This window comes from Massilia sp. W12, assembly GCF_037300705.1.
Classification (GTDB): domain Bacteria; phylum Pseudomonadota; class Gammaproteobacteria; order Burkholderiales; family Burkholderiaceae_D; genus JACPVY01.
In genome coordinates this window covers 2,706,378-2,726,808 of record NZ_CP147776.1, presented here as the reverse complement: position 1 = coordinate 2,726,808, position 20,431 = coordinate 2,706,378, and the positions used below count along the sequence as shown (strand labels likewise).

General features: G+C 59.9%; 16 protein-coding genes. 10 read left to right on the top strand and 6 right to left on the bottom strand.

All coding sequences use genetic code 11. The features are described 5' to 3' along the window. Positions 1–290 precede the first annotated feature (290 nt). Entirely contained in the window at positions 291–1,058 is a 768-nt protein-coding gene (locus V8J88_RS11055) for an alpha/beta fold hydrolase (protein WP_338849567.1), read from the top strand. 36 nt (positions 1,059–1,094) lie between these two features. On the opposite strand, the gene V8J88_RS11050 is transcribed toward V8J88_RS11055, so the two are convergent. The 5 genes from V8J88_RS11050 to V8J88_RS11030 all read right to left on the bottom strand — a co-directional run bounded on the left by V8J88_RS11050 (position 1,095) and on the right by V8J88_RS11030 (position 8,431). Continuing rightward, positions 1,095–1,565, bottom strand: a complete 471-nt coding sequence (locus V8J88_RS11050) for a hypothetical protein (RefSeq protein ID WP_338849565.1) — start codon at positions 1,563–1,565, stop codon at positions 1,095–1,097. A 118-nt stretch (positions 1,566–1,683) separates the two neighbouring features. Next, entirely contained in the window at positions 1,684–3,369 is a 1,686-nt protein-coding gene (locus V8J88_RS11045) for a hypothetical protein (RefSeq protein WP_338849563.1), read from the bottom strand. 21 nt (positions 3,370–3,390) lie between these two features. Next, positions 3,391–4,194 (bottom strand): hypothetical protein, encoded by an 804-nt coding sequence (locus V8J88_RS11040; protein WP_338849561.1) that lies wholly within the window; start codon positions 4,192–4,194, stop codon positions 3,391–3,393. Continuing rightward, positions 4,191–6,818, bottom strand: a complete 2,628-nt coding sequence (locus V8J88_RS11035; protein ID WP_338849560.1) for a tetratricopeptide repeat protein — start codon at positions 6,816–6,818, stop codon at positions 4,191–4,193. The genes V8J88_RS11040 and V8J88_RS11035 overlap by 4 nt, the downstream gene beginning before the upstream one ends. Before the next feature lie 20 nt (positions 6,819–6,838). Continuing rightward, positions 6,839–8,431, bottom strand: coding sequence for a diguanylate cyclase (locus tag V8J88_RS11030; protein ID WP_338849558.1), 1,593 nt, complete (start codon positions 8,429–8,431; stop codon positions 6,839–6,841). 216 nt (positions 8,432–8,647) lie between these two features. Between V8J88_RS11030 and V8J88_RS11025 the strand changes: the two genes are divergently transcribed. Continuing rightward, positions 8,648–9,394: an SDR family NAD(P)-dependent oxidoreductase gene (locus V8J88_RS11025; protein ID WP_338849556.1), complete on the top strand. Its 747-nt coding sequence runs from the start codon at positions 8,648–8,650 to the stop codon at positions 9,392–9,394. Between the two features lie 73 nt (positions 9,395–9,467). On the opposite strand, the gene V8J88_RS11020 is transcribed toward V8J88_RS11025, so the two are convergent. Then, positions 9,468–9,833: a hypothetical protein gene (locus tag V8J88_RS11020; protein WP_338849555.1), complete on the bottom strand. Its 366-nt coding sequence runs from the start codon at positions 9,831–9,833 to the stop codon at positions 9,468–9,470. 512 nt (positions 9,834–10,345) lie between these two features. Here V8J88_RS11020 and V8J88_RS11015 point away from each other — a divergent pair. The 8 genes from V8J88_RS11015 (at position 10,346) to V8J88_RS10980 (ending at position 20,411) form a co-directional block, all read left to right on the top strand. Continuing rightward, positions 10,346–11,263, top strand: coding sequence for an SDR family oxidoreductase (locus tag V8J88_RS11015; protein WP_338849553.1), 918 nt, complete (start codon positions 10,346–10,348; stop codon positions 11,261–11,263). Between the two features lie 8 nt (positions 11,264–11,271). After that, positions 11,272–12,921 carry a carboxyl transferase domain-containing protein gene (locus V8J88_RS11010; RefSeq protein WP_338849552.1) on the top strand — a complete coding sequence of 550 codons (1,650 nt, stop codon included), beginning with the start codon at positions 11,272–11,274 and terminating at the stop codon, positions 12,919–12,921. 17 nt (positions 12,922–12,938) lie between these two features. Next, the gene (locus V8J88_RS11005) at positions 12,939–14,096 is read left to right on the top strand and encodes an acyl-CoA dehydrogenase family protein (protein ID WP_338849551.1); all 1,158 of its coding nucleotides are present in this window, start codon (positions 12,939–12,941) and stop codon (positions 14,094–14,096) included. After that, positions 14,093–16,129: a biotin carboxylase N-terminal domain-containing protein gene (locus tag V8J88_RS11000; protein WP_338849550.1), complete on the top strand. Its 2,037-nt coding sequence runs from the start codon at positions 14,093–14,095 to the stop codon at positions 16,127–16,129. The genes V8J88_RS11005 and V8J88_RS11000 overlap by 4 nt, the downstream gene beginning before the upstream one ends. Further along, positions 16,126–17,841 (top strand): isovaleryl-CoA dehydrogenase, encoded by a 1,716-nt coding sequence (locus V8J88_RS10995; protein ID WP_338849549.1) that lies wholly within the window; start codon positions 16,126–16,128, stop codon positions 17,839–17,841. Before V8J88_RS11000 ends, V8J88_RS10995 begins: the two co-directional genes overlap by 4 nt. Continuing rightward, positions 17,838–19,238, top strand: coding sequence for an acyclic terpene utilization AtuA family protein (locus V8J88_RS10990; RefSeq protein WP_338849547.1), 1,401 nt, complete (start codon positions 17,838–17,840; stop codon positions 19,236–19,238). The genes V8J88_RS10995 and V8J88_RS10990 overlap by 4 nt, the downstream gene beginning before the upstream one ends. Further along, positions 19,239–19,610: a hypothetical protein gene (locus V8J88_RS10985; RefSeq protein ID WP_338849545.1), complete on the top strand. Its 372-nt coding sequence runs from the start codon at positions 19,239–19,241 to the stop codon at positions 19,608–19,610. It begins immediately after the preceding gene. Positions 19,611–19,763: 153 nt separating this feature from the next. Next, entirely contained in the window at positions 19,764–20,411 is a 648-nt protein-coding gene (locus tag V8J88_RS10980; protein ID WP_338849543.1) for a TetR/AcrR family transcriptional regulator, read from the top strand. Positions 20,412–20,431: the final 20 nt, after the last annotated feature.

Here is a 20,431-nt window from a genome sequence, read left to right as displayed (position 1 = left end):
TTTGAAAAGCAGATAAAAGAGAGGATCTAATGTTGCAATACATGCAATATTTTTATTGTATCACAACTGTATTTGTTGTGATTGCAACATTTTGATTTGTGACCATAGGAATCGTTGAGCCTTCCTGGTCGTGCTGAGCTGTCAGACGGATGTTGGACGTTGAAATAATCTTCATCAAACCGGTAATCGGGCCATATTTTATCGCTAAGGCATGATTTGAATGCTGCACTTGTGCAAAAGACCAGCACTGGCCCGACTTCCCACAAGAACAGATGCAATACGGAGGCGCGATGACAAATTTGTGGCGAATATTCTTGCTGCTGGGGCTGTGCTATCTGCTGATCTGCGCAGCCATGTTTGTGTTGCAACGCAAACTGATCTACCACCCGACCCCGGCCCATCCCGGCGCGCAGAATTTATCTCTGGAAAATGATGGTTTGCAGTTGCAGGTGGCGCAGGCGCAAGCGGCGGGGCAGGGCAAGGCCTTGCTGTATTTTGGCGGGAATGCCGAAGATGTTGCGTATAGCGTGCGCGAATTGGCGCAATTATTTCCGCAACACGCCATCTATGCCCTGCATTATCGCGGCTATGGCGGCAGCGCAGGCGAGCCAAACGAGGTGGGCAATCATGCCGATGCCTGGGCGCTGTGGCAGTTGCTGCGCAGCCGGTACGCCGAGATCACCATCATGGGCCGCAGCCTGGGGACAGGCATTGCCACCCGCCTGGCCGCGCGCGCAGATAGCGCATTGCAACACCTGATTTTAGTCACCCCCTACGACAGCATGCAGGCCGTGGCCGCACATCATTACCCCTGGCTGCCGGTGCAATGGCTGCTGCGCGAGCGCTATGCATCGCTACAGTATGCGCCACAGGTGAAAGCGCCTTGCATCATTTTCGCCGCAGCACAAGACCAGGTCGTGCCGCCAGTCCATGCGCAAAGACTGGCGCAGGGTTTTACCCCGGGGCGGGCGCAAATGCTGATGGTGGAGGGGGCGGATCATCACAATATCAGCGAAACGGCGGTGTATCGGCAGGCTTTGCTGAAGCTTGGGCGATGATTACAGGGCCGTGCTTATTGGGCAAAGCGCAGTATCTCAGCGCTCTTTCTCAATCAACTCAAAGAGCGGAATAAAGGGGCGGCAGGCCGCTTGTTTTTCCATCCAGGCGTGCAGTTTATGGCTGCGTTCATTCAAGTTATGCAGCAGATCAAAATGCACCACCAGCACAAAAAAAGGAACCACGCTGGCAAAAGCCCAGATCGGCAAATCGACGCTGATCAATGGGATTTTGACCGTGGTGGAACCTATCAATAAATGCTCATCCGTGATGCTCAGGCAGAGAATCAAGGCGGTGGTCAGCAGGACGTTGAAGGCGAAAAACAGATTGCGGTTGGTTTCGGCGGATTTATCCAGCGATTTCTTGGCTTCGTCCAGACTCAGTTTACCGCTGCTTGCGGCAGGCGTGGCGGCAGGGACAGCCGCTGCAGCAGGGGCGGCATCTGCGCTAGCAGCCGCAGAGGCGGCAGGGGGTGAGGGCGTCGCCGAACCAGAAAAACCCGCAGCCACAGCCGCCTGCTTTGCCTGCAGGCTGAGCTTGCGCCGTCTGAAGTTGCTCACCGTGCCCCGCATCCGCTTCTCCCTTATCTTCTACCGCCAATTCAAACGGATTTGCAATGCGCCGCCATCAAAGAAAGGCCCGCAAAGCCCGCGCCTGCGCAAATCTGGCGGCATAAGCCGCGCTTTGCTGCAGGCGATATTGCAGTAAAAACGCCGGATCAGCGCAAAATGCAGCCAGTTTGTGCAGGCAGTCATCCAGCGCGATGCGCGGCAGAGCGTCGGGTGGGGTGGTGGGCAGTTGGTGGCGGCTTAAATGCGCCAGGATGGGGTTCAGAATCGGTATGCCCTGCGCTAAAAAATCGAGCGCGGCGGCGCTCGGGGTGTCGTACATCACGCATACATCACAGTTGGCGGCAAATTCGGCCATGCTGATGCGGGTTTGGCTGTGCACCAGCTCCGGCTCAATATTCAGATCCTGCGCCAGATTCAGCATCAGGGTGTAGCTGGGTTTGCAGCGCAGCAATAAGCGTAAACCGCGCTGCTGACAAAAAGCATGGATTTGCCGTATGCCGTCCAGATATTGCCGCCAATTGGCGTAATAAATGCCGCTTAAAGAAAAGGCGTTTAACAACAAGCCCACCGTTTTCAGCGGGGCCGGCATGGCGCAGTCAAAACGGAGCTGGCCGGGAAAGGCCAGGGCGGCGTGCGGAATCGGGCGCTGCTGCGCGTCGTACATCGCCTCGCCTTGCGCCGCATGCACCAGGGCTTGTACGCCGGCGCAGGAAAATTCCTGGTCGGGCGAGGTTTTTGAGTGCGGCAACATCAAGACGGGAATCTGCGCGCTTTGCGCCCAGGCCAGCAGCGGGCCGTGCAAGCCGGCGTCATGATCGGAAATCAAGAGCCGGCGCGGTTTGCTGTGCTGGCAATAGGCTTGCAACGCAAACCAGGTGTAGAGCTGGCTGCGGCAGCTTTGCCGCCATTTTTCCAGCTGGCGCGCGCAAAACGCCGGGGTGGCGATATGCTGTTCCAAAAAGCCTTGCACCAGATCTGCGCCTTGTTCTAAAAACGCCTCAATCGCGCCGCTGATGTCAGCGGCGGCTTGATATTGACTGGCGGGGAATAAGCCCACCATGCTGGCGCAGGGAATCGGCACATCAAAGTTTTTCGCCGCAATTTCCAAAACCGGCAAGCCGCTGGCTTGCATTTCCTGGTTGAAATACGGCATGTCATACACGCATGTGGGCAGGTGCGCGAGCAGATATTGTCCGTCGGCGTGCGGGCAGGGGGTGCTGAAATCCGGCATCAGTTCCGGCGCTTCCTGTTTGCTGCGATAGGTGTATGCCTGGCAATCCAGGCCGAAATTGCGCGCCATTTGTAAAAACATCAGCGCTGGCACAAAGGAATTCAAATGATAGGCGGCGACGTGTTCGCACAAAAATAAATGCAGCCGATAGTTTTGCAGGCGCGGCAACATGCTTTGCGCCAGATTGCGGTGCCAATGCAAGCTCAGGTGCAGGTAATACAGGTGCAGATGCTGCCAGCCCTGGATGGAAAATTGCGGCAAATGGCGGGCCCGGATGGCGTCTAATTCCCGCTCCAGCGCTTGCGCGCTGCGCTGCGCCTGGCTGTATAGGCTGGCGTAGGCGGGGGCTTCATCCCAGGAAATAAAATGCGCTTGCGGCAGGGTGCTTTGCAAAACCCGGTCTTGCAATACCGGGTCAAACACCACCACGCAGAAATTGCCGACCTTGGCCGCCACTTGTTCGGCTAAGGGAATATCTTCGGCATGCAAGATCAGCAGGGCGTTATCCATGGCCGCCGGGCGGGTATCGGGTTAGCGCAATTTATCGCGCAATTGCGCAAACGCGCTCAGATATTCCGGGTAGCCCTGTTCGCGCATGGCGATTTTCAGGGCGTCGGATAACACCGCTTCATGCTGGAATTGGTTTAAGCGCGAGGCTGACCACGCCAGTTGGAAGGTGTCAAACAGCTTGCTTTTCCAGCCGGCCTGGGTGGCTAACATCAGCGAGCAGATGCGCTCTTGCAAAAACACTTTGCGCGGCACGGCGCCGGGGTAGGCGGTGGCGCTGTTGAGTTCGCGCATGAGCGGATTGTCTTCGCCTTCGCACAGGGCAAACAGTTTTTCATTGATCTCAAGCCAGGCGCGCCAAAAGCGCGGGCGCGCGATTTGGTAATTGGAAAACACCACATGGCGCGAATCCATCACCAGGCCGGCTAATTGCACCGGGTAGCCGATGGCGTCGAAAAAGCTTTGCGCCACAGCCTGAAAGCCGGGCTGGAATAATTCTTCCTGCTCAAAAATATTCAAAAAGAAGGCGCCCATATCCGGCTGCGGGCTGAAGGCGATGACATCCACATCGTCCGGCGCCTGGTCTAAGAAGGCTTGCACGCTGGCGAAAGTCTGGCCGGTTTTTTCAGCGAAACGCGGCGATAAAAAGCCGTAATAACAATCCTCATCCAGCGCAGCGGAGAGTAAAAAGCGGCGGATGGGCCAGTATTCGCGCCAATCGTCACGCGCATGGTCGGTGTTGTCCATCAACACAAAGCCGGGCGGCAGGCCGGCCACGGTTGCATCGTTATAGGCAATATGGTGCAGCGAGAGTTTTTTTGCGCTCATACGGAAACAGCCCGCAAAACATATTGGAAGGGAATGGCGTCGGCCATGGCCTGCTCAGGATCATGGCCAAAACTTTGCGCCATGGCGCGAATCGCGGCCTGCTGTTCCGGGTTGGGCAGGTGCATATTGCGCGCGATCATGCTGGTGATTTGAAAGCCGCAGCTGGCGAACATGTCCAGGATGGTGATGCGGGTAAACCAGCGGATATGGGTGCGATCGAGCAAACCGGCGTCTTGATAAATAAAGCGTCCTGAGTTGAGGCAGCTTTGCACGCCCCAATGCTGGCCATTCGGAATACAGGCCACCACTTCCACCGCGCCGTTGCGGCTGTCATGGATGCGGCGCAATAAACGCCAGGGGTCGTATAAATGTTCCAGCGCATCGGCAAACACCCAGCAATCGGCGTCTTGCAGGCTGGCGAATTCAGCGTCCGGCAGTTTTTCCACATCGCCGTAAATCACCCGCTGGCAATGCGCGCGCGAACGTTCAGCGTATTCTTGCACCACTTCGATGCCGACATATTCGCAGGCCGGGTTTTGTTCGCGGTAGGCGCGCGCCAGCACCCCGCTGGAGGAGCCGACTTCAACCACTTTGCGGCAATCTTTGCGCATCATATTCAAGACATCGACGTTGTAGATGTCGTTAATCGGCGTCTGCGCCAGGCTGCGCAAGGGTTCTGCGCCGCTCTCGGCGGCTTGTTCTGCGGTGGGTTGTTCAGCAGGATGCACGGCCAGCCTTTCGTAAATGTCTTCCAGATCTTTGACAAAGCGCGGGCTGTCAAACAGGGCGCATGTCATGCGGTTTTGTTGCAAATGCTGTTTCAAGGCGGCGATTTGCGCAGGATCATGCGCCAGCGACACCGCCAATTCCTCATAGGCGGCCAGATTGTCCACCGCTAATTGCGGTAAATCGACGGCGTGCAATAAGCTCATCGCCATGCGCGAGGAAAAGGTGCGGCCATACATGGTGATTAAGGGCAGGCCGGCCCACAGCGCGTCGCTGGCGGTGGTGCCGGCGTTAAAAGGGTAGTTGTCTAAAAACAGATCAGCGGCCTGGTAGCGCGCCAGATATTGCGCCGGCACGGCGCGTTCGGCGAACACCAGGCGCGACGCTTCAATGCCGGCGCTGTGCGCCGCCTGGCGCAGATTGTTTTGCACCCAGGGGTTGTCCGCCACCAGCCACAGCACGGCATGCGGGCAGCGCTGCAAGATCCGCATCCAGCAGGCGAACACCGGTTCGGTGATCTTGAAATTATTGTTAAACGAACAAAACACAAATTGATCGTCGCGCAATTGCAGGCTGGCGCGCTCGGGGCGCGGGCCGACTTCGCGCTTGCGGTCATTGATTTGGAAGCAGCGCGGCAGATAGGCCGGTTTTTCTGAGAAAAATTCAGCCAGCGCAGGCGGCAGCACGCGCTCGTCAGACAGCACATAATCGGTGTGCGGCATGGCCGAGGTGCCGGGAAAGCCTAAATAGGTCATTTGCACCGGGGCCGGTTTGTAGGCCATGATGTCGGGCCGGGTGCCGGAGGTGAGGCCATGCAGATCAATCAGGATGTCGATTTCATGCGCGCGTATGCATTCGGCGGCCTGGCGGTCAGTCATCTGGCCGATGCGGATGTGGTGGTCAAACGCCTGCACCACGCGGGCGCGCAAGGGCGAGCCGTCTTCCCGGCTCCAGCAAAATCCATACACCTCAACCCGCTTGCGGTCGTGCAATTCATACAGTTCAGCGGTCAAAATGCTCACCGCGTGGGCGCAAAAATCGGAAGACAGATAGCCGATGCGCAAGCGTTGATGCGCATAGCCATGCGGCGGGGCCAGGCGCGGCGCGTCTTTGATCACTTTATCGGCCACAAAGCGGCGCGCGCTGGCCAGTTGCACCGCCGGATCATCTGAGGCGCTTAACAGGGCCAGTGCGGAGGTGGCCTGTTTGGCTTGCTCGACGCTGATGCCGGGCAGGCTGGTGTAAGTCGGCCACTCACACATTTTTTGCCGCACATGCACCCAATGGGTGAGGGTGTTGGTTTGGGCGGGATCGAGCGCGAGCGCTTTTTCCATCATCTCGCGCGCCGGCAGCAATTGCTTGCGGATTTCCAGCAGGCGGCCCAGATTGTTATACGCCTGCACATGCAGCGCTTTGTCTTTTTGCGCATCGCCAAAGGCGGGCGTTTTGCGCCATAAGTCCAGCGCCTCATCCGGGCGGCCCAGTTTTTCCAGCAGGGTGCCCAGGTTTAAATGCGCTTCGATAAAGTCCGGCTTGCTCGCAATCGCTTCGCGGTAGGCGGCTTCGGCGGCGACCTGTTGTTCCTGGCCGGAGAGATTCACCGCCAGATTGAACCAGGCCGCATACGCCACCGGGTGATCGGTGTGCGCCAGCCAATTCTGGTACAGCGCGATATTGGCGTCCATGCGGCCATTGCGCGCCAGCGTTTCCGCGCTGGTGAATAATTCAACAATGGGTAAGAGGTTGACTGAGGCCAGCCGATTGGCCAGCTCGATCACTTGGGCGACCTGGTTGGCTGCCACGGCGTGCGCCAGCATTTGCAACATGTCTTGCAAGCGTTGCTGGGCTTGCTCTTGCGTCATGGCTTGCGCCATGGGCGGATTGCTGACTGCATTCATGGTTTCGCTTTCAGACGTATTTACTCGGCCACCACGACCCGGTTTTTGCCGGTGCGTTTGGCCTGGTACATCGCTTCATCTGCCCGTTTTAACAAGCTTTCCTGACTCTCGCCCGGTTGCCGCAAGGCGACCCCGGCGCTGAAGGTGATCAAGACCTTTTCGTTTTCATGCATGAAAAAATGTTTGGTCAATTCGCGCTGCACCCGCATCATCGAGGTGGTGGCGGCCTCGACTGTGGTTTCCGGGAATAAAATCAAAAACTCTTCGCCGCCATAGCGCGCAATCACATCCATTGAGCGCAGCGTGCTTTTCACAATGCGCACCAGGTGTTTCAAGGCGCCGTCGCCAGCCTGATGGCCGAGTGAGTCATTGAGTTTTTTGAAGTTGTCCAAGTCCAGCATGGCCACGCACAGCGGTGTGCCGCGCCGCTCAGAACGCGCGGTTTCGCGCTCGTACACATCTTCCAGTCCGCGCCGGTTCAAGCTGCCGGTCAATTGGTCTTCGCGCACCAGTTCGCTGAGTTGCTGCAGTTTTTGTTCCAACTCGGCGATTTTGCGTTCGGCTTCGGTGACTTCGTTTTGCGCGCTCGCCATGCGGTCGCGCGAGTTGCGCGCCTCTTCTTGCATATGGCGGGTTTCAGCCAGCACTTCATCCATCAGGCTGCTTAAATCGGCGATATTTTGCGCGTGTGAGATGCGCTGGTTCAGACCGCCCATTTTGTCGTGAAAGTCACCGGTCGAGGCCACCATGCCGGCTAAGCGGTCAAGGAAGGTTTGCATCAGATTTTTGACCGTGCCGCGCGCGTCGGCGATGCTGTTTTTCAACTGGCCTTGCTTATAAATCACATCTTTGAAAGCACGCGTGGCGTCTTCCAGCGCGCGTTGATCCAGCGGGCCGGAAAGCAGATCCTGCACCACTTCAATCTGGCCGCGCAGCCAGCTGTCGTCTTCCAGCATCTCGCTGATATTTTCCAGTAAGAGCTTAAACAGGCGGTACAGCATTTCCTGTTGCTCGCCGGCGTCGCCGCTGCGCACTTCAATTTGATAGCAGAGTTGTTTTAAGCGCGCGGCGATGCCGTTCAAGGCTTCATCGCTGTGCGCGTCTTTTAAGGCGCGTCCGAGGTTTTCGGATTCGGCAGCCAGTTCCGGCGTGGCTTGTAAGAGGCAGGGCAGGGCGAAATTCAGCGCGCGCCCGAGCATTTCACGCAACTGGCGCGCGTCTTGTTTTTCATCCACCAGACTCAATGGGATATTGGCTGAGGCGGGCGGCGGCGGCGGTGGCGCGAGTTCGATGCCGCCAGCCGGTTTTTTCAAGCTGCGCTCAATAAATTGGGTCAGAATTTTGCCGTAGGCTTCCCAATCCCGGGATTTGGCTGCGCGGCTGCAGCGGCGGCCAAAATCGGCATAGTCGCCGGGCGCGCCGGACAGGGTGGCGGCAAAGCCGCTCAACATTTTTTCCGCTTCACTCTCGACCGGTTCCGGCGTCGGCGGCGGCATGCCGGCGATTTCGTAATAAATATCGCGGTATGCTTCCGGGGTCGGTACAATGCGGCGCACCGCCAATTGGCGGAATGCTTCACGGGCGATTTCAGCAGGCGATTTCTTGGTGGTCATGACGATGTTCCAGCAATGAGCCTTGGATTACATTCCATGTTACGTCAGAAGCCTGGCGCACATTCTGCAAATTAACAGGCTTTATCGGCGCCACTTCAGTTTTTTCCCGCTTGCCGCCGCTTTTGATGCACTGATACAACGATATTTCTCTGGTGAAACTTTTACGCCGTGATCAGCAGCTTGCTGCGCGGCGCATGATGAAAGGCAGGAAGTAAGATGCAAGCCACGCATGAAAACAAACTGATGGTCATTTCCGGCGCCTCGCGCGGCATGGGGGCGGCCTTGAGCCGGCTGGCCAAAGACGCCGGCTGGCAGGTTTATGGTTTTGCCCGCAGCCAGGGCGGCAATGCCGGCGAACACTGGGCGCTGGATTTAGCCAAACCGGATCAAGCCCTGCCGCAATTGGAAGCGCATCTGGCGCAATTGGCGCAACAGCCATGGTCAGAGATTGCATTTATCAATAATGCCGGGGTGGTCGGCCCCGTGGCGCCGGCGGCGCAATTGGCGGATGCGCAGATGCTGGATAATATCGCGATCAATTTCACTTCCGGCCTGCGCGTGATGGCGGCCTTCATGCGCCATTTTCAGGGCCATGCCGCCGCGCGCAAGGTCTTGCTCTCAGTCTCGTCCGGCGCGGCTTTGCGCGGCTACGGCTCTTGGGCCATGTATTGCGCGGCCAAAGCCGGTTTGGAAAACTATGTGCGCTCGCTGGCGGCTGAACAGCAAGGCTTGCCGCATCCGGTGTTGTGCGTGAATTTTGGCCCGGGCGTGATCGATACCGATATGCAAGCTGAAATCCGCGCCACGCCGGACGCCTTGTTTGCCGATGTCGGACGTTTCCGCGCCCTAAAAGAGCAGGGCCAGCTGCGCAGCCCGGAAAATGTGGCGCAGGCGCTGTTAAATGTGCTGGCCGCAGAAGTGGAAAATGGCGGCCGCTATGTGGTGGATGATTTTGATCAGTGAATGTGCGGGCGGCCCGTTTTGGCTTTTCAGCAGAGCTGCGCGGCCTGAGACGCTGCCGCGCAAAGCCTTTGCTTCACTCTGAAAAATAAGTCCTGGCGGTGTTGCCGGTGCATTCCTGTTCCGCCGGCGCGCTGTCGGCCAAGACATCCGGGGCCTGGGTATAGGCTTGCACCGTGCTGAAAAATTGCAGCAGTTGCGGTGAGTCGTAATTTGGCGCGCTGGCGTTGGGGCCGGGCTGGGCGCGGTTTTGCCGCAGACGTTCTTGCACGCAATGCGCGGCATGGCCGGCGCTGGCCTGCCGGCACGCACGTTCCGTGCCGGCGTCAGCATGCCCGACTGCCAGCAGGCAGGCGGTGCATACGGTGGCGAGGCTGGTGGATGGCTTCATGTCGGCAATCTGTTGTTGTGAGAAATCAGGTTTGAGATAACTGTGCAGCATCGTCACTGTAACAGCACAACAAGCAAAATCCGGGCCTGCTGTAAGATTTGCTTGCAAAAATTTCCGTATGGAAAGCATATCGGATGCCTTTTGTCTTTCTTTAATGCAATTTCCGCTCTTTTTGCAGGATTTGTTGCGATAACTTTACAAAGCAATTGCTTGGTTGCTACAATCGCCGCAACAAATCCATGGCCATCTATGGCGTTTGACGGCACTGTTTGATGCGCGCCGGCTTTTCCATGCCATCATGTTTGCCCGCGTCAGCGCTCGCCAGCCATGGCGGTTTGGAAGATAAATCTGTATTACTGCATCTTTATGAAACATCGGTCCGGTTTGCAAAAAATATCCCTGCGCCCGCCAGCGATACCGCTGCGGCGGCGGCATGGTAAGCGGCTTGCCTGGGTTTTGTGCGAATCTGCACCATTCTGGTGCATTTTGCGCAAGCCATCTGTCCGCTTGTCCCATTGCGCCGGCGGCGTTTTTCCATCTATTTTCTCTTTCCACATCACACTATGAATCAGGCCAACACAGGCGCTGCGGCGCCGCTGTATCACAGCATTTTCCGTCCCGCTTTGTTCGCCGGTCAGACTGTTGTCATCACCGGCGGCGGTTCCGGCATCGGGCGCGCCTGTGCGTTTGAGTTGGCCAGCCTGGGCGCGCATCTGGCCCTGGTCGGGCGCAAGCTGGAAAAATTGCAGGCGGTGGCGCAGGAATTGCAAACTGCGGATGTCAAGATTTCCTGCCATGTGTGCGATATCCGCGACGAGGAAGCGGTGACGGCCACTGTGGCGGCGGTGTTGCAAACGCATGGCAAAATCGATGGCCTGGTGAATAATGCCGGCGGCCAATTTCCGGCAGCCCTGAAAGACATCAGCAAAAAAGGCTGGGAAGCGGTGTTGCAAACCAATCTGACCGGCGGCTTTTTGATGGCGCGCGAAGTGCTCAAACAATATATGCAAGAACATGGCGGCGCGATGGTGAATATCAGCGCGGATGTGTTTGGCAGCATGCCGATGATGGGCCATTCAGGCGCGGCGCGCGCCGGCATGCACAGTTTTACCGAAACTGCCGCGCTGGAATGGGCCGCGTATGGGGTGCGCGTGAATTGTGTCGCGCCGGGCTATATCGCCTCCAGCGGCATGGATCAATATCCGCCCCAGGTCTTGCCCTTGATCGGGCAGGCGGTGCAGGGCGTGGCGCTGCAGCGCATGGGGACAGAAGCCGAAGTGGCGGCGGCGATTTGCTTTTTGCTCTCGCCGGCGGCAGCCTTTATCAGCGGGACATGTGTGCGCGTGGATGGGGCCAGACCGCAGGTGCGCTCCGGCTGGCCGCAAGCGCGCGTGCAGCGTAAAACGGAGGGCTTTACCGGCTTTGCCGATCCGGCGGCGGCTTCGGCGCCGCGCGTTTTGCAAAACCTGGCGCAGGAATGAGGCCGCACATGCAAGTGATCCGCTGTCAGCCGCTTGTCCAGAGTGAAGAAACTGCATCCAACCGCGCTGCGCAACTGGCCGCGCTGCAGGCTTTGCGCGCGCTGGAGCAGCGCACGCGCGATGCCTCAGACGCCGCCGCGCCGCAATTTGACAAGCGCGGCCAGCTCTTGCCGCGCTGGCGCATCGCCGCTTTGCTTGATCCGGCCAGCCCCTGGCTGGAATTGTCCACCTTGGCCGGCTACGGCATGGATAAGCGGGATCTGGCGCAAAGTCTGCCCGGCGGCGGGGTGATTTGCGGCATTGGCCAGGTGTGCGGGGTGCGCGTGATGGTGGTCGCATCCGACGCCGGGATTCAGGCCGGCGCCCTGCAGCCAGCCGGCTTGGATAAATTTTTACGCGCACAAGCCATCGCGCTGCAGCAAAAACTCCCCTTTGTGCATCTGGTCGAGAGCGCCGGCGCGAATTTGATGGAATACAAGGTCGAGCACTTCATCCACGGCGGCAGCGTGTTTTGCAATCTGGCCAGGCTGTCCGCCGCCGGCGTGCCGGTGATCAGCGTGGTGCATGGCTCTTCCACCGCCGGCGGCGCGTATATGCCGGGCTTGTCGGATTATGTGGTGATGGTGCGCAGCCGTGCGCGCGCGTTTCTGGCCGGCCCGCCGCTGCTGCTGGCCGCCACCGGCGAAGTGGCGCAGGAAGAAGAATTGGGCGGCGCTGAAATGCACGCCAGCATGACCGGCCTGGCCGATTTCATCGCCGAAGATGATGCGCACGCCCTGGCGCTGGCCCGCATGCTGGTGGAAAACTTGCAGTGGGACAGAATCGCCGCCGCGCCCGGGCCATTTGCTGAACCACTTTACGCCGCCGACGATCTGTTATCCCTGTTGCCGGCGAATCTGAAAACCCCGCTCGATATGCGCGAAGTGATTGCACGCATAGTCGATGGCTCAGCCTGGCTCGAATTTCAGCCCGATTTCGGCCCCGCCACCCTGTGCGGACAAGCCCGCTTGCAGGGCCGGATGATCGGCATTGTCAGCAATCACGGCCCGCTCGATCCAGCCGGCGCCAACAAAGCCAGCCATTTTATTCAGCTCATGGCGCAAAGCGGCACGCCGCTGCTGTTTTTGCAAAACACCACCGGCTTTTTAGTTGGCCGGGCGGCAGAGCAGGGCGGCATGATCAAGCATGGCGCCAAAATGCTGCAGGCAGTGGCGAATGCCGATGTGCCGCGCATCACCCTGTATTGCGGAGCCAGCTTCGGGGCTGGCAATTACGGCATGTGCGGGCGCGGTTTTGCGCCGGATTTCTGCCTCTCCTGGCCGGCCTCGCAAAGCGCGGTGATGGGGGCCGAGCAAGCCGCCGCCACCATGGCCGAAGTGGCGCGCGCCGGCGCATTGCGGCGCGCCGCCAAGCTGCCGCCCGAGCAGGCGCAAGCCGCCATCGCCCAGGCAGAACAGCAAATCGCCGCCAACAGTGCGCGCATTGTGCAAAATTTCCAGGCCCAAAGCGGGGCATTTCACACCTCCGCGCGCCTGCTTGACGATGGCGTGATCGACCCGCGCGACAGCCGCACCGTGCTGTCCCTCTTATTCGATATCTGCCGCAGCGCGCGCCAGCGCACCTTGCGGCCCTTGGCTTTTGGCGTACAACGCGCATGAATTCAGGAGACCCCACCATGTACGACACCCCGGAACACCGTCAGCTGCAAGACACCTTGAAACGCTTCATCGATAATGAAATCAATCCGCATGTGGAAGAATGGGAAGAGGCAGAGATTTTCCCGGCGCATGAAATCTTCGGCAAGCTGGGCAAGCTTGGCATGCTGGGCTTAACCCGCGACCCGGAATATGGCGGCTTAGGGCTGGACTATTCCTTTTCCATGGCCATGGCGGAAACCCTGGGACATGTGCACTGCGGCGCGATTCCGATGGCGATCGGGGTGCAAACCGATATGTGCACGCCGGCTCTGGCGCGCTTTGGTTCGGACGCCTTGAAACGCGCCTTTCTGGCCCCGGCGATTGCCGGCGAAATGGTGGGCTGCATCGGCGTTTCAGAAGCCGGGGCCGGTTCGGATGTGGCGGCGATTAAAACCACGGCGCGCAAAGATGGCGGCGATTACATCATCAATGGCAGCAAGATGTGGATCACCAACAGCATTCAGGCCGACTGGATGTGCGTGCTGGCCAATACATCGGACGGCCCGCCGCACCGCAATAAAACCCTGATCATGCTGCCGATGAAGACGCCGGGCGTCTCGGTGGCCAAAAAAATCCGCAAAATCGGCATGCACGCCTCAGACACCGGCATGATTTATTTCGACAATGTGCGGGTGCCGCAACATTATGCGGTCGGCGAAGAGGGCATGGGCTTCACATACCAGATGCTGCAATTCCAGGAAGAACGCTTATGGGCGGCGGCGAATTCCTTGCAATCCCTGCAAAACTGCATTGACTGGACAGTGGAGTGGGCGCGCGAACGCAAAATTTACGGCGCGCCGCTGCTCGATAATCAGGCGGTGTATTTCAAGCTGGCGGAATTGAAGTCTGAATTGGAAGCCCTGCGCGCGCTGACCTACCGCGCCGGCAGCCTGTTTTTAGCCGGTCAGGACGTGACCGAGCTGGCCTCGATGGCAAAACTCAAAGCCGGGCGCTTGATGCGCATCATTCCCGACGCCTGCCTGCAATTCTGGGGCGGCATGGGCTATACCGCAGAAAATCTGGTGGCGCGCTTATATCGCGATGGCCGCTTAGCCTCAATCGGGGCCGGGGCCGACGAAGTGATGCTGGGCATTATCGCCAAGCAAATGGGCATTTTGCCGGGCAAGCGCAAATGAGCGCCTCAGTGCGGCCCGTGCATGCAGTTTTAATCGCCAATCGCGGCGAAATCGCCTTGCGCATCATGCGCAGCGTGCGTGCAGCCGGCGCGCGCGCGCTGTGCGTGTATTCGCAGGCGGACGCGGAACAAGCCTGGTGGCGTGCGGCGGATGCGGCCTGTTGCATCGGCGGTGCGACGCCGGCGCAATCGTATTTGCAGGCTGATGCGATGTTGGCGGCGGCGCGCGCGCTGGGCGCGGATGCGCTGCACCCCGGCTATGGTTTTTTAGCGGAAAACCCGGATTTTGCGCAAGCCGTGCAAGACGCCGGCTTGCTGTGGATCGGTGCGCCGCCTGCCGCCATGCGCGCCCTGGGCGACAAAGCCAGCGCCAAACGCCTGCTGCAAGGCGCGGATTTACCGCTCTTGCCGGGCTACGCCGGGCAGCGCCAGGATGCGGCGCACTTATTGGAAATGGCGCAGCAAATCGGCCTGCCCATCATGATCAAGGCGGCAGCCGGCGGCGGCGGGCGCGGCATGCGCAAAGTCAGCAGCATGGCGGCCTTGCCGGGCGCTTTGCGGCAGGCCGCAGCCGAAGCGCAACAGGCTTTCGGGCGCGCTGATCTGCTGCTCGAACGCGCGCTGGAAGCGCCGCGCCATATTGAAGTGCAAATCGCGGTCGATGCGCAGGGACAGATAGTTGATCTGGGCGAGCGCGAATGTTCGATTCAGCGGCGCCATCAAAAAATCATGGAAGAAAGTCCGGCCCCGGATTTGTCCCCAGAACTGCGCAACCAGCTGCTGGCTTGCGCACACACCCTGTTGCAAACGGCGGCGGCGCGCGGCTGCCCCTATCTGGGCCTGGGCACGCTGGAATTTTTATTCGATGGCGCGCAATTTTATTTCATGGAAATGAATGCGCGCCTGCAGGTGGAACACACCGTGACAGAGCAGCGTTTAGGCGAAGATCTGGTGGCGTGGCAATTGCAGCTGGCGCAAGGCGCGCCCATGCCGCTGTCGCAAGCGCAAATCACGCAACGTCTGGCGCAAGGCGGCGTGGCGATGCAACTGCGCTTATGCGCCGAAGATCCGCAGCAGGATTGTTTGCCGCAAAGCGGGCGCGTGTTGCATTGGCGCGCGCCGGCGCTGCGTTGCGATAGCGCGCTGCACACCGGCGATGAAATCAGCAATTATTATGATTCGCTGCTGGCCAAGCTGGTGGCGCATGGCGCCAGCCGGGCCCAAGTGCAGGCAGATTTGCAGCGCGCCTTGCGCAATCTGCAGCTGCTGGGCGTGCGCCATAACGGCGCGCTGCTGCAAGCGATTCTGGCGCACCCGGCGTGCCAGCGCGGCGCACTCGACACCGCCTGGCTGGAGCAGATGCTTGCCGCCTGGGGCCAGCCGGCGCACACGCCGCAAGTTTTGGGCGCCGCCTGCGCCGCCTATGTGCTGGCAAGCCAGGCGCGCTACCCGGCGCCGGGCCTTGCCGCGCCATTTTCCAGCACCGCCTGTTTGCCGGTGTATTGGCGTTTTCACCTCGATCAGCAAAACGCCGCCAGCGCTGCGGCGACAGCTTATCGCGCCAGCCTGACGTGGTGCGATGGCGTCTGGCGCGCACGCATCGACAGCGCAGCGGCGCAAAAAGAAGCGCCGCCGCCAACTGTGCTGCAATTTGCCGCCGATGGCGCGCAGCTGCAGATCAATGGCGCCAGCCATGCGTTTTGCTGGCGCAGCGCCGGCGCACAGCTGTGGTTTGCCTTGGATGGCGTGAGTTATTGCGCAGAAGACGCCATGGCCGCCGTGCGTTCCCCGGCGCAATCGCAAAACGGGGACGTGCTGTATGCGCCATTTGCCGCCAGGGTGCAGGAAATCTGCCGTCAGCCCGGCGAGTGCCTGGCCGCTGGCGATGTGATCATGGTCTTGGAAGCCATGAAAATGCAACATGCGGTGCGCGCCCCGGCGGCGCTGCGCCTGGAAGCGCTGCTGGTTGGCAGCGGCGGCCAGGTGGCCAGCGGCGCCGCGCTGGCCAGACTGCAAACCAGGGAAGAAACATGAAGCCAGAGCCAGAAGCAGCTGCGCCGCAGCGTTTTGTCACGCACCGGGTGCACAATGTGGCGCCGCGCGCCTACGTCAATTTATATGACAGCGATTTAGCCCTGCAAAGCGCGCTTGCAGTGTTTGGCGTGAGTTTGCAAGATTGCGCCATGCTGCGCGAGCGCGGCCAGGAATGGGGCGCGCAGGAGATGCAAGAACATGCGCGTCTGGCCAATCAATACGGCCCGCGTCATCTGCCGTATGACAGCGTGGGCAACCGGATTGATGAAATCGAATTTCATCCAGCCTGGCATGCCCTGATGCGCAGCCTGATTGCCAGCGGCGCGCATGCCGCGCCCTGGGATGGCGGCAGCCATGTCACGCGCGGCGCACTGTATTTACTGTATGGGCAATTGGAAAACGGCAGCCAATGTCCTGTCACCATGACCTTCGCCTCAGTGGCGGCGCTGCAGGCCAATCCCGCCTTGGCGCGCGACTGGCTGCCAAAAATTCTGTCGCGCGAATATGATCCGCGCTCTTTGCCGGCGCAGCAGAAAAACGGTGTGTTGCTGGGCATGGGCATGACCGAGAAACAGGGCGGCTCGGATGTGCGCGCCAACAGCACGCGCGCCTGCGCAAGCGGGGTGCAGGATGAATGGGGCATGCAATACCGCATCATCGGGCATAAATGGTTTTTCTCCGCGCCACAGTGCGACGCCCATTTGATTTTGGCGCAAAGCGTGGATGAAAGCGGGCAGGAGGCCGGCCTGTCTTGCTATTTTGTGCCGCGCTATCTGCGCAACGGCCAGCGCAACCCGATTCTTGTGCAGCGCTTGAAAGATAAGCTGGGCAACCGCTCAAACGCTTCTTCTGAAGTCGAATTTCAGGAAGCCATCGGCTACCCGCTTGGCCCCAGCGGGCGCGGGGTCGCCACCATTATGGAAATGGGCAGTTTGACGCGCTTGGACTGTGTCTTGGGCAGCGCCGGCATCTTGCGCGCCGCGCTCAGCATCGCCATGCAGCATGCGCACATGCGGCAGGCTTTTGGCAAAGCGCTGGCGCAACAACCCTTGATGCAAAACGTACTGGCCGATCTGGCGCTCGAAAGCGAAGCCGCGACCTGGTTCGCCTTGCGCTTAGCGCATTGCTTTGACGCTGACGACGCCGCAGAAAAAGCCCTGGCGCGCTTATTGACCGCCGCCGGCAAATACTGGCTCTGCAAGCGCGGCCCTGCGTTTGGCGCGGAAGCCATGGAAGTGCTGGGCGGCAATGGCTATGTGGAAGAGGGCGTGCTGGCGCGCCTGTATCGCGAATTGCCGGTGAACTCGATTTGGGAAGGTTCTGGCAATGTGATCTGCCTGGATGTGCTGCGCGTCTTGGCCAAGGGGCCGGCCCCGCAACTCGCGCTGCAACAGGAATTGAAAGCGGCGCAGGGACGCAACGCCCAGTTTGACGCGTACAGCAAAACACTGTGCGAAGACTTGTTGCAAACTCCGCCTGCACACATCGAAAACCAGGCGCAACAGGAATTCGGCGCGCGCGAACTGGCCATGCGCATCGTGCTGGCGCTGCAAGCCAGCCTCTTATTGCGTCATGCGCCGCGCTTTGTGGCCCAGGCTTTCATTCACAGCCGCTTGCGTGACGGGGGGCCGGCGGCTTGCTTCGGCGGGCTGGACTTTGACACCGATTGCGCCGCGATTATCGCGCGCGCCTGGCCGGCGGGGGCGCCATGAAATCTGTGCGCATCGGCGCCGGCCCCGGTTTTTACGGCGACTCCTGGGACGGCGCGAAAGCATCTTTCACACGCGGCAATCTGCAGTATTTCGCCTCCGACCATCTGGCCGAGCTGACATTATCGATTTTGCAAAAAGACCGCGCCGCCGATCCCGCCGCCGGTTATTGCCGCGACTTGCTGCCCATGATGAAAGACTTGTGGCCACTGGCGCAGGCGGCAGGCGGGGTGCGCTTTTTAAGCAATGCCGGTGGCCTCAATCCGCATGGCGCGGCGCAGGCGCTGGCGGCGCTGTTTGCCAAGCAGGGCTGGCGCGCCAGGATCGCGGTGGTGACAGGCGACGATGTGTTGCCGCGTTTGGCGCAATTGCAGCAGGACGGACATGCCTTCGCGCAAGACGGCGTAGCGTTGGCGGATGCCAGCGATGCACAGGGACCCTTGTTGCCGCGAGTGGAATTTTGCAATGCCTATCTCGGCGCGCAGGCCCTGGCGCAAGCCTTGGCGCAGGGCGCGGATATTGTGATTGCCGGACGGGTCGCCGACGCCGCCCTGTTTTTAGCACCCATGGCGCATGAATTCGGCTGGCCTTTGTCTGGCCCGGATTACGCCAGGCCGGACAATCTCGACCGCCTGGCGCAAGCACTGGCGATGGGACATTTGCTGGAATGCTCGGGCCAGGCTTGCGGCGGCAATTTCGGCGGCCTGGGCTGGACTGAAATGGACTTGGCGCACCTGGCGTACCCTATCGCCGAAGTCTGGGCCGATGGCCGGGTGCAGATCGGCAAAGCGCCAGAGACTGGCGGGCGGGTCAATTTTGACACCCTGCGCGAACAGCTGCTGTACGAAGTGCACGACCCGGCGGCGTATTACAGCCCGGATCTGATATTGGATATGCGCGCCATCAGCCTGCATGAAGTGGCCCCGGATCTGATGGAATTGCGCGGCGCGCGCGGTCTGCCGCGTCCGGCGCAAGCCAAAGTGGTGGCCGGTTATCACGCCGGCTGGCTGGGACAGGGCATGATTGGTTATGCCTGGCCGCAAGCCTTGCGCAAAGCGCGCTTTGCGGCAGAGCAGATTTGCGCGCGTTTGGGCAAGCTCGGCGTGGCGCAGCAGGATATGCGGGTCGAAATGCTGGGACATGATGCGATTTTGGGGCCGATGGCGCAAGCCGATGCGGCGCAAGATCATGCGGAAGTCTGGTTGCGCCTGGCGGTGCGCAGCGCGAAACGGCAGATTGCCGAAGCGCTGCCGCGCATGTTTCCGCCGCTGGCCTTATCCGGCCCGCCCTTTGTCGCCGGGCGCATGGGCGCGGCCAGTCCCAGCCAATTGCTGGGCATTTGGCAAAGCCGGCTGCCGTTTGACTGCCTGCAGCCAACAGTCACCCTGCTGGAGGTGTGAATGGAGACGCAAAAAAGTATTTATCTGGCGCAAATCGCCCACGCGCGCGGCGGCGATAAAGGCAATAGCGCGGACTTAAGCCTGTTTTTGCCCGACGCCGCCAGCTATGCCCTGGCGGTGGCGCAGATTGATGAAGCGGCGGTGGCGCAGCAATTCAGCGCATTTTTCGCCAATCCGCAAACGCCCAAGGTCGAACGTTACTGCCTGCCGGGCCTGCTCGCGATCAAATTTGTCTTGCATCAGGCCTTGGATGGCGGCGCAGCGTATTCACTGCGCAGCGACAATCTGGGCAAATCGCTGGCCGCCGGGCTGCTGCGCATGCGCCTGCAGTTGCCGCCGGATTGGCCGCCCGTGCCCGCGCTTGAGGCTTGAAGCCTGGCGCAAGCGGCGCGCGCTGGTATGGCGCACAGGCGTCTGTACGCCCTGTCTCATGGTAAAGTGTGGGCTTGTTGCCTGCAGGCATGTTGCGTCATGAGCAATACTTGTCTATGCATCTCAACAGAATGCCAATATCAGGCTGCTTGGATGAAGCAGCTGCCAACCTTGAGCGAAAGAGACATGAAAGCCGAAGAAACCGCAGTGGTGAAGACAGCATTGATGACAGTCGCCGATGAAGATGGCAACCGGCGTGCAGATTTGTTACGGGTGGCGGCGCGCCTGTTTCGTGAAAAAGGCTTTGAGGGCACCACCATCCGCGCAATTGCGGATGCGGTCGGCATGCGTTCCGGCAGTCCGTTTTACCACTTCAAGAGCAAGCAGGAAATTCTGGCGGCGGTGATGGAAGAGGGGCTGGTGGCCGGTTTGGCGGAAACCGAAAAAATCGGCCAAAGCGGCCTGGCCCCGCGCGAGAAATTCCGCGCCCTGGTGCGCAGCCATTTGCAAACCGTGCTGGGTGAAGGCCAGGATTTTATTCCGGTCTTGCTGTATGACTGGCGCAGCCTGACGCCGGAATTGCAGCAGCGCATTATCGGTTTGAAAGACCGTTATGACGCCATTTGGCAGCAAGCGCTGGCTGATTTAAAACAACACAGCCTGCTTGATTCGGACGATAAAGTGGTGCGTTTATTGCTGTTGGGCGCGATTAATTACACCGTGCAATGGTATCGCCCCGGCAAAGGCGTCAGCCTGGATGAATTGACCGACCGCGTGTTGGAAATCTTTTTGCGCGCATAAACCGCGCAGCTTGTAAAACG

What these genes read in the sequence shown, in the direction of transcription:
- V8J88_RS11055 (WP_338849567.1), top strand. Translation starts at nt 291, where the DNA reads ATGACAAATTTGTGGCGAATATTCTTGCTGCTGGGGCTGTGCTATCTG.
- V8J88_RS11045 (WP_338849563.1), bottom strand. Translation starts at nt 3,369, where the DNA reads ATGGATAACGCCCTGCTGATCTTGCATGCCGAAGATATTCCCTTAGCC.
- V8J88_RS11040 (WP_338849561.1), bottom strand. Translation starts at nt 4,194, where the DNA reads ATGAGCGCAAAAAAACTCTCGCTGCACCATATTGCCTATAACGATGCA.
- V8J88_RS11035 (WP_338849560.1), bottom strand. Translation starts at nt 6,818, where the DNA reads ATGAATGCAGTCAGCAATCCGCCCATGGCGCAAGCCATGACGCAAGAG.
- V8J88_RS11030 (WP_338849558.1), bottom strand. Translation starts at nt 8,431, where the DNA reads ATGACCACCAAGAAATCGCCTGCTGAAATCGCCCGTGAAGCATTCCGC.
- V8J88_RS11025 (WP_338849556.1), top strand. Translation starts at nt 8,648, where the DNA reads ATGCAAGCCACGCATGAAAACAAACTGATGGTCATTTCCGGCGCCTCG.
- V8J88_RS11020 (WP_338849555.1), bottom strand. Translation starts at nt 9,833, where the DNA reads ATGCTGCACAGTTATCTCAAACCTGATTTCTCACAACAACAGATTGCC.
- V8J88_RS11015 (WP_338849553.1), top strand. Translation starts at nt 10,346, where the DNA reads ATGAATCAGGCCAACACAGGCGCTGCGGCGCCGCTGTATCACAGCATT.
- V8J88_RS11010 (WP_338849552.1), top strand. Translation starts at nt 11,272, where the DNA reads ATGCAAGTGATCCGCTGTCAGCCGCTTGTCCAGAGTGAAGAAACTGCA.
- V8J88_RS11005 (WP_338849551.1), top strand. Translation starts at nt 12,939, where the DNA reads ATGTACGACACCCCGGAACACCGTCAGCTGCAAGACACCTTGAAACGC.
- V8J88_RS11000 (WP_338849550.1), top strand. Translation starts at nt 14,093, where the DNA reads ATGAGCGCCTCAGTGCGGCCCGTGCATGCAGTTTTAATCGCCAATCGC.
- V8J88_RS10995 (WP_338849549.1), top strand. Translation starts at nt 16,126, where the DNA reads ATGAAGCCAGAGCCAGAAGCAGCTGCGCCGCAGCGTTTTGTCACGCAC.
- V8J88_RS10990 (WP_338849547.1), top strand. Translation starts at nt 17,838, where the DNA reads ATGAAATCTGTGCGCATCGGCGCCGGCCCCGGTTTTTACGGCGACTCC.
- V8J88_RS10985 (WP_338849545.1), top strand. Translation starts at nt 19,239, where the DNA reads ATGGAGACGCAAAAAAGTATTTATCTGGCGCAAATCGCCCACGCGCGC.
- V8J88_RS10980 (WP_338849543.1), top strand. Translation starts at nt 19,764, where the DNA reads ATGAAGCAGCTGCCAACCTTGAGCGAAAGAGACATGAAAGCCGAAGAA.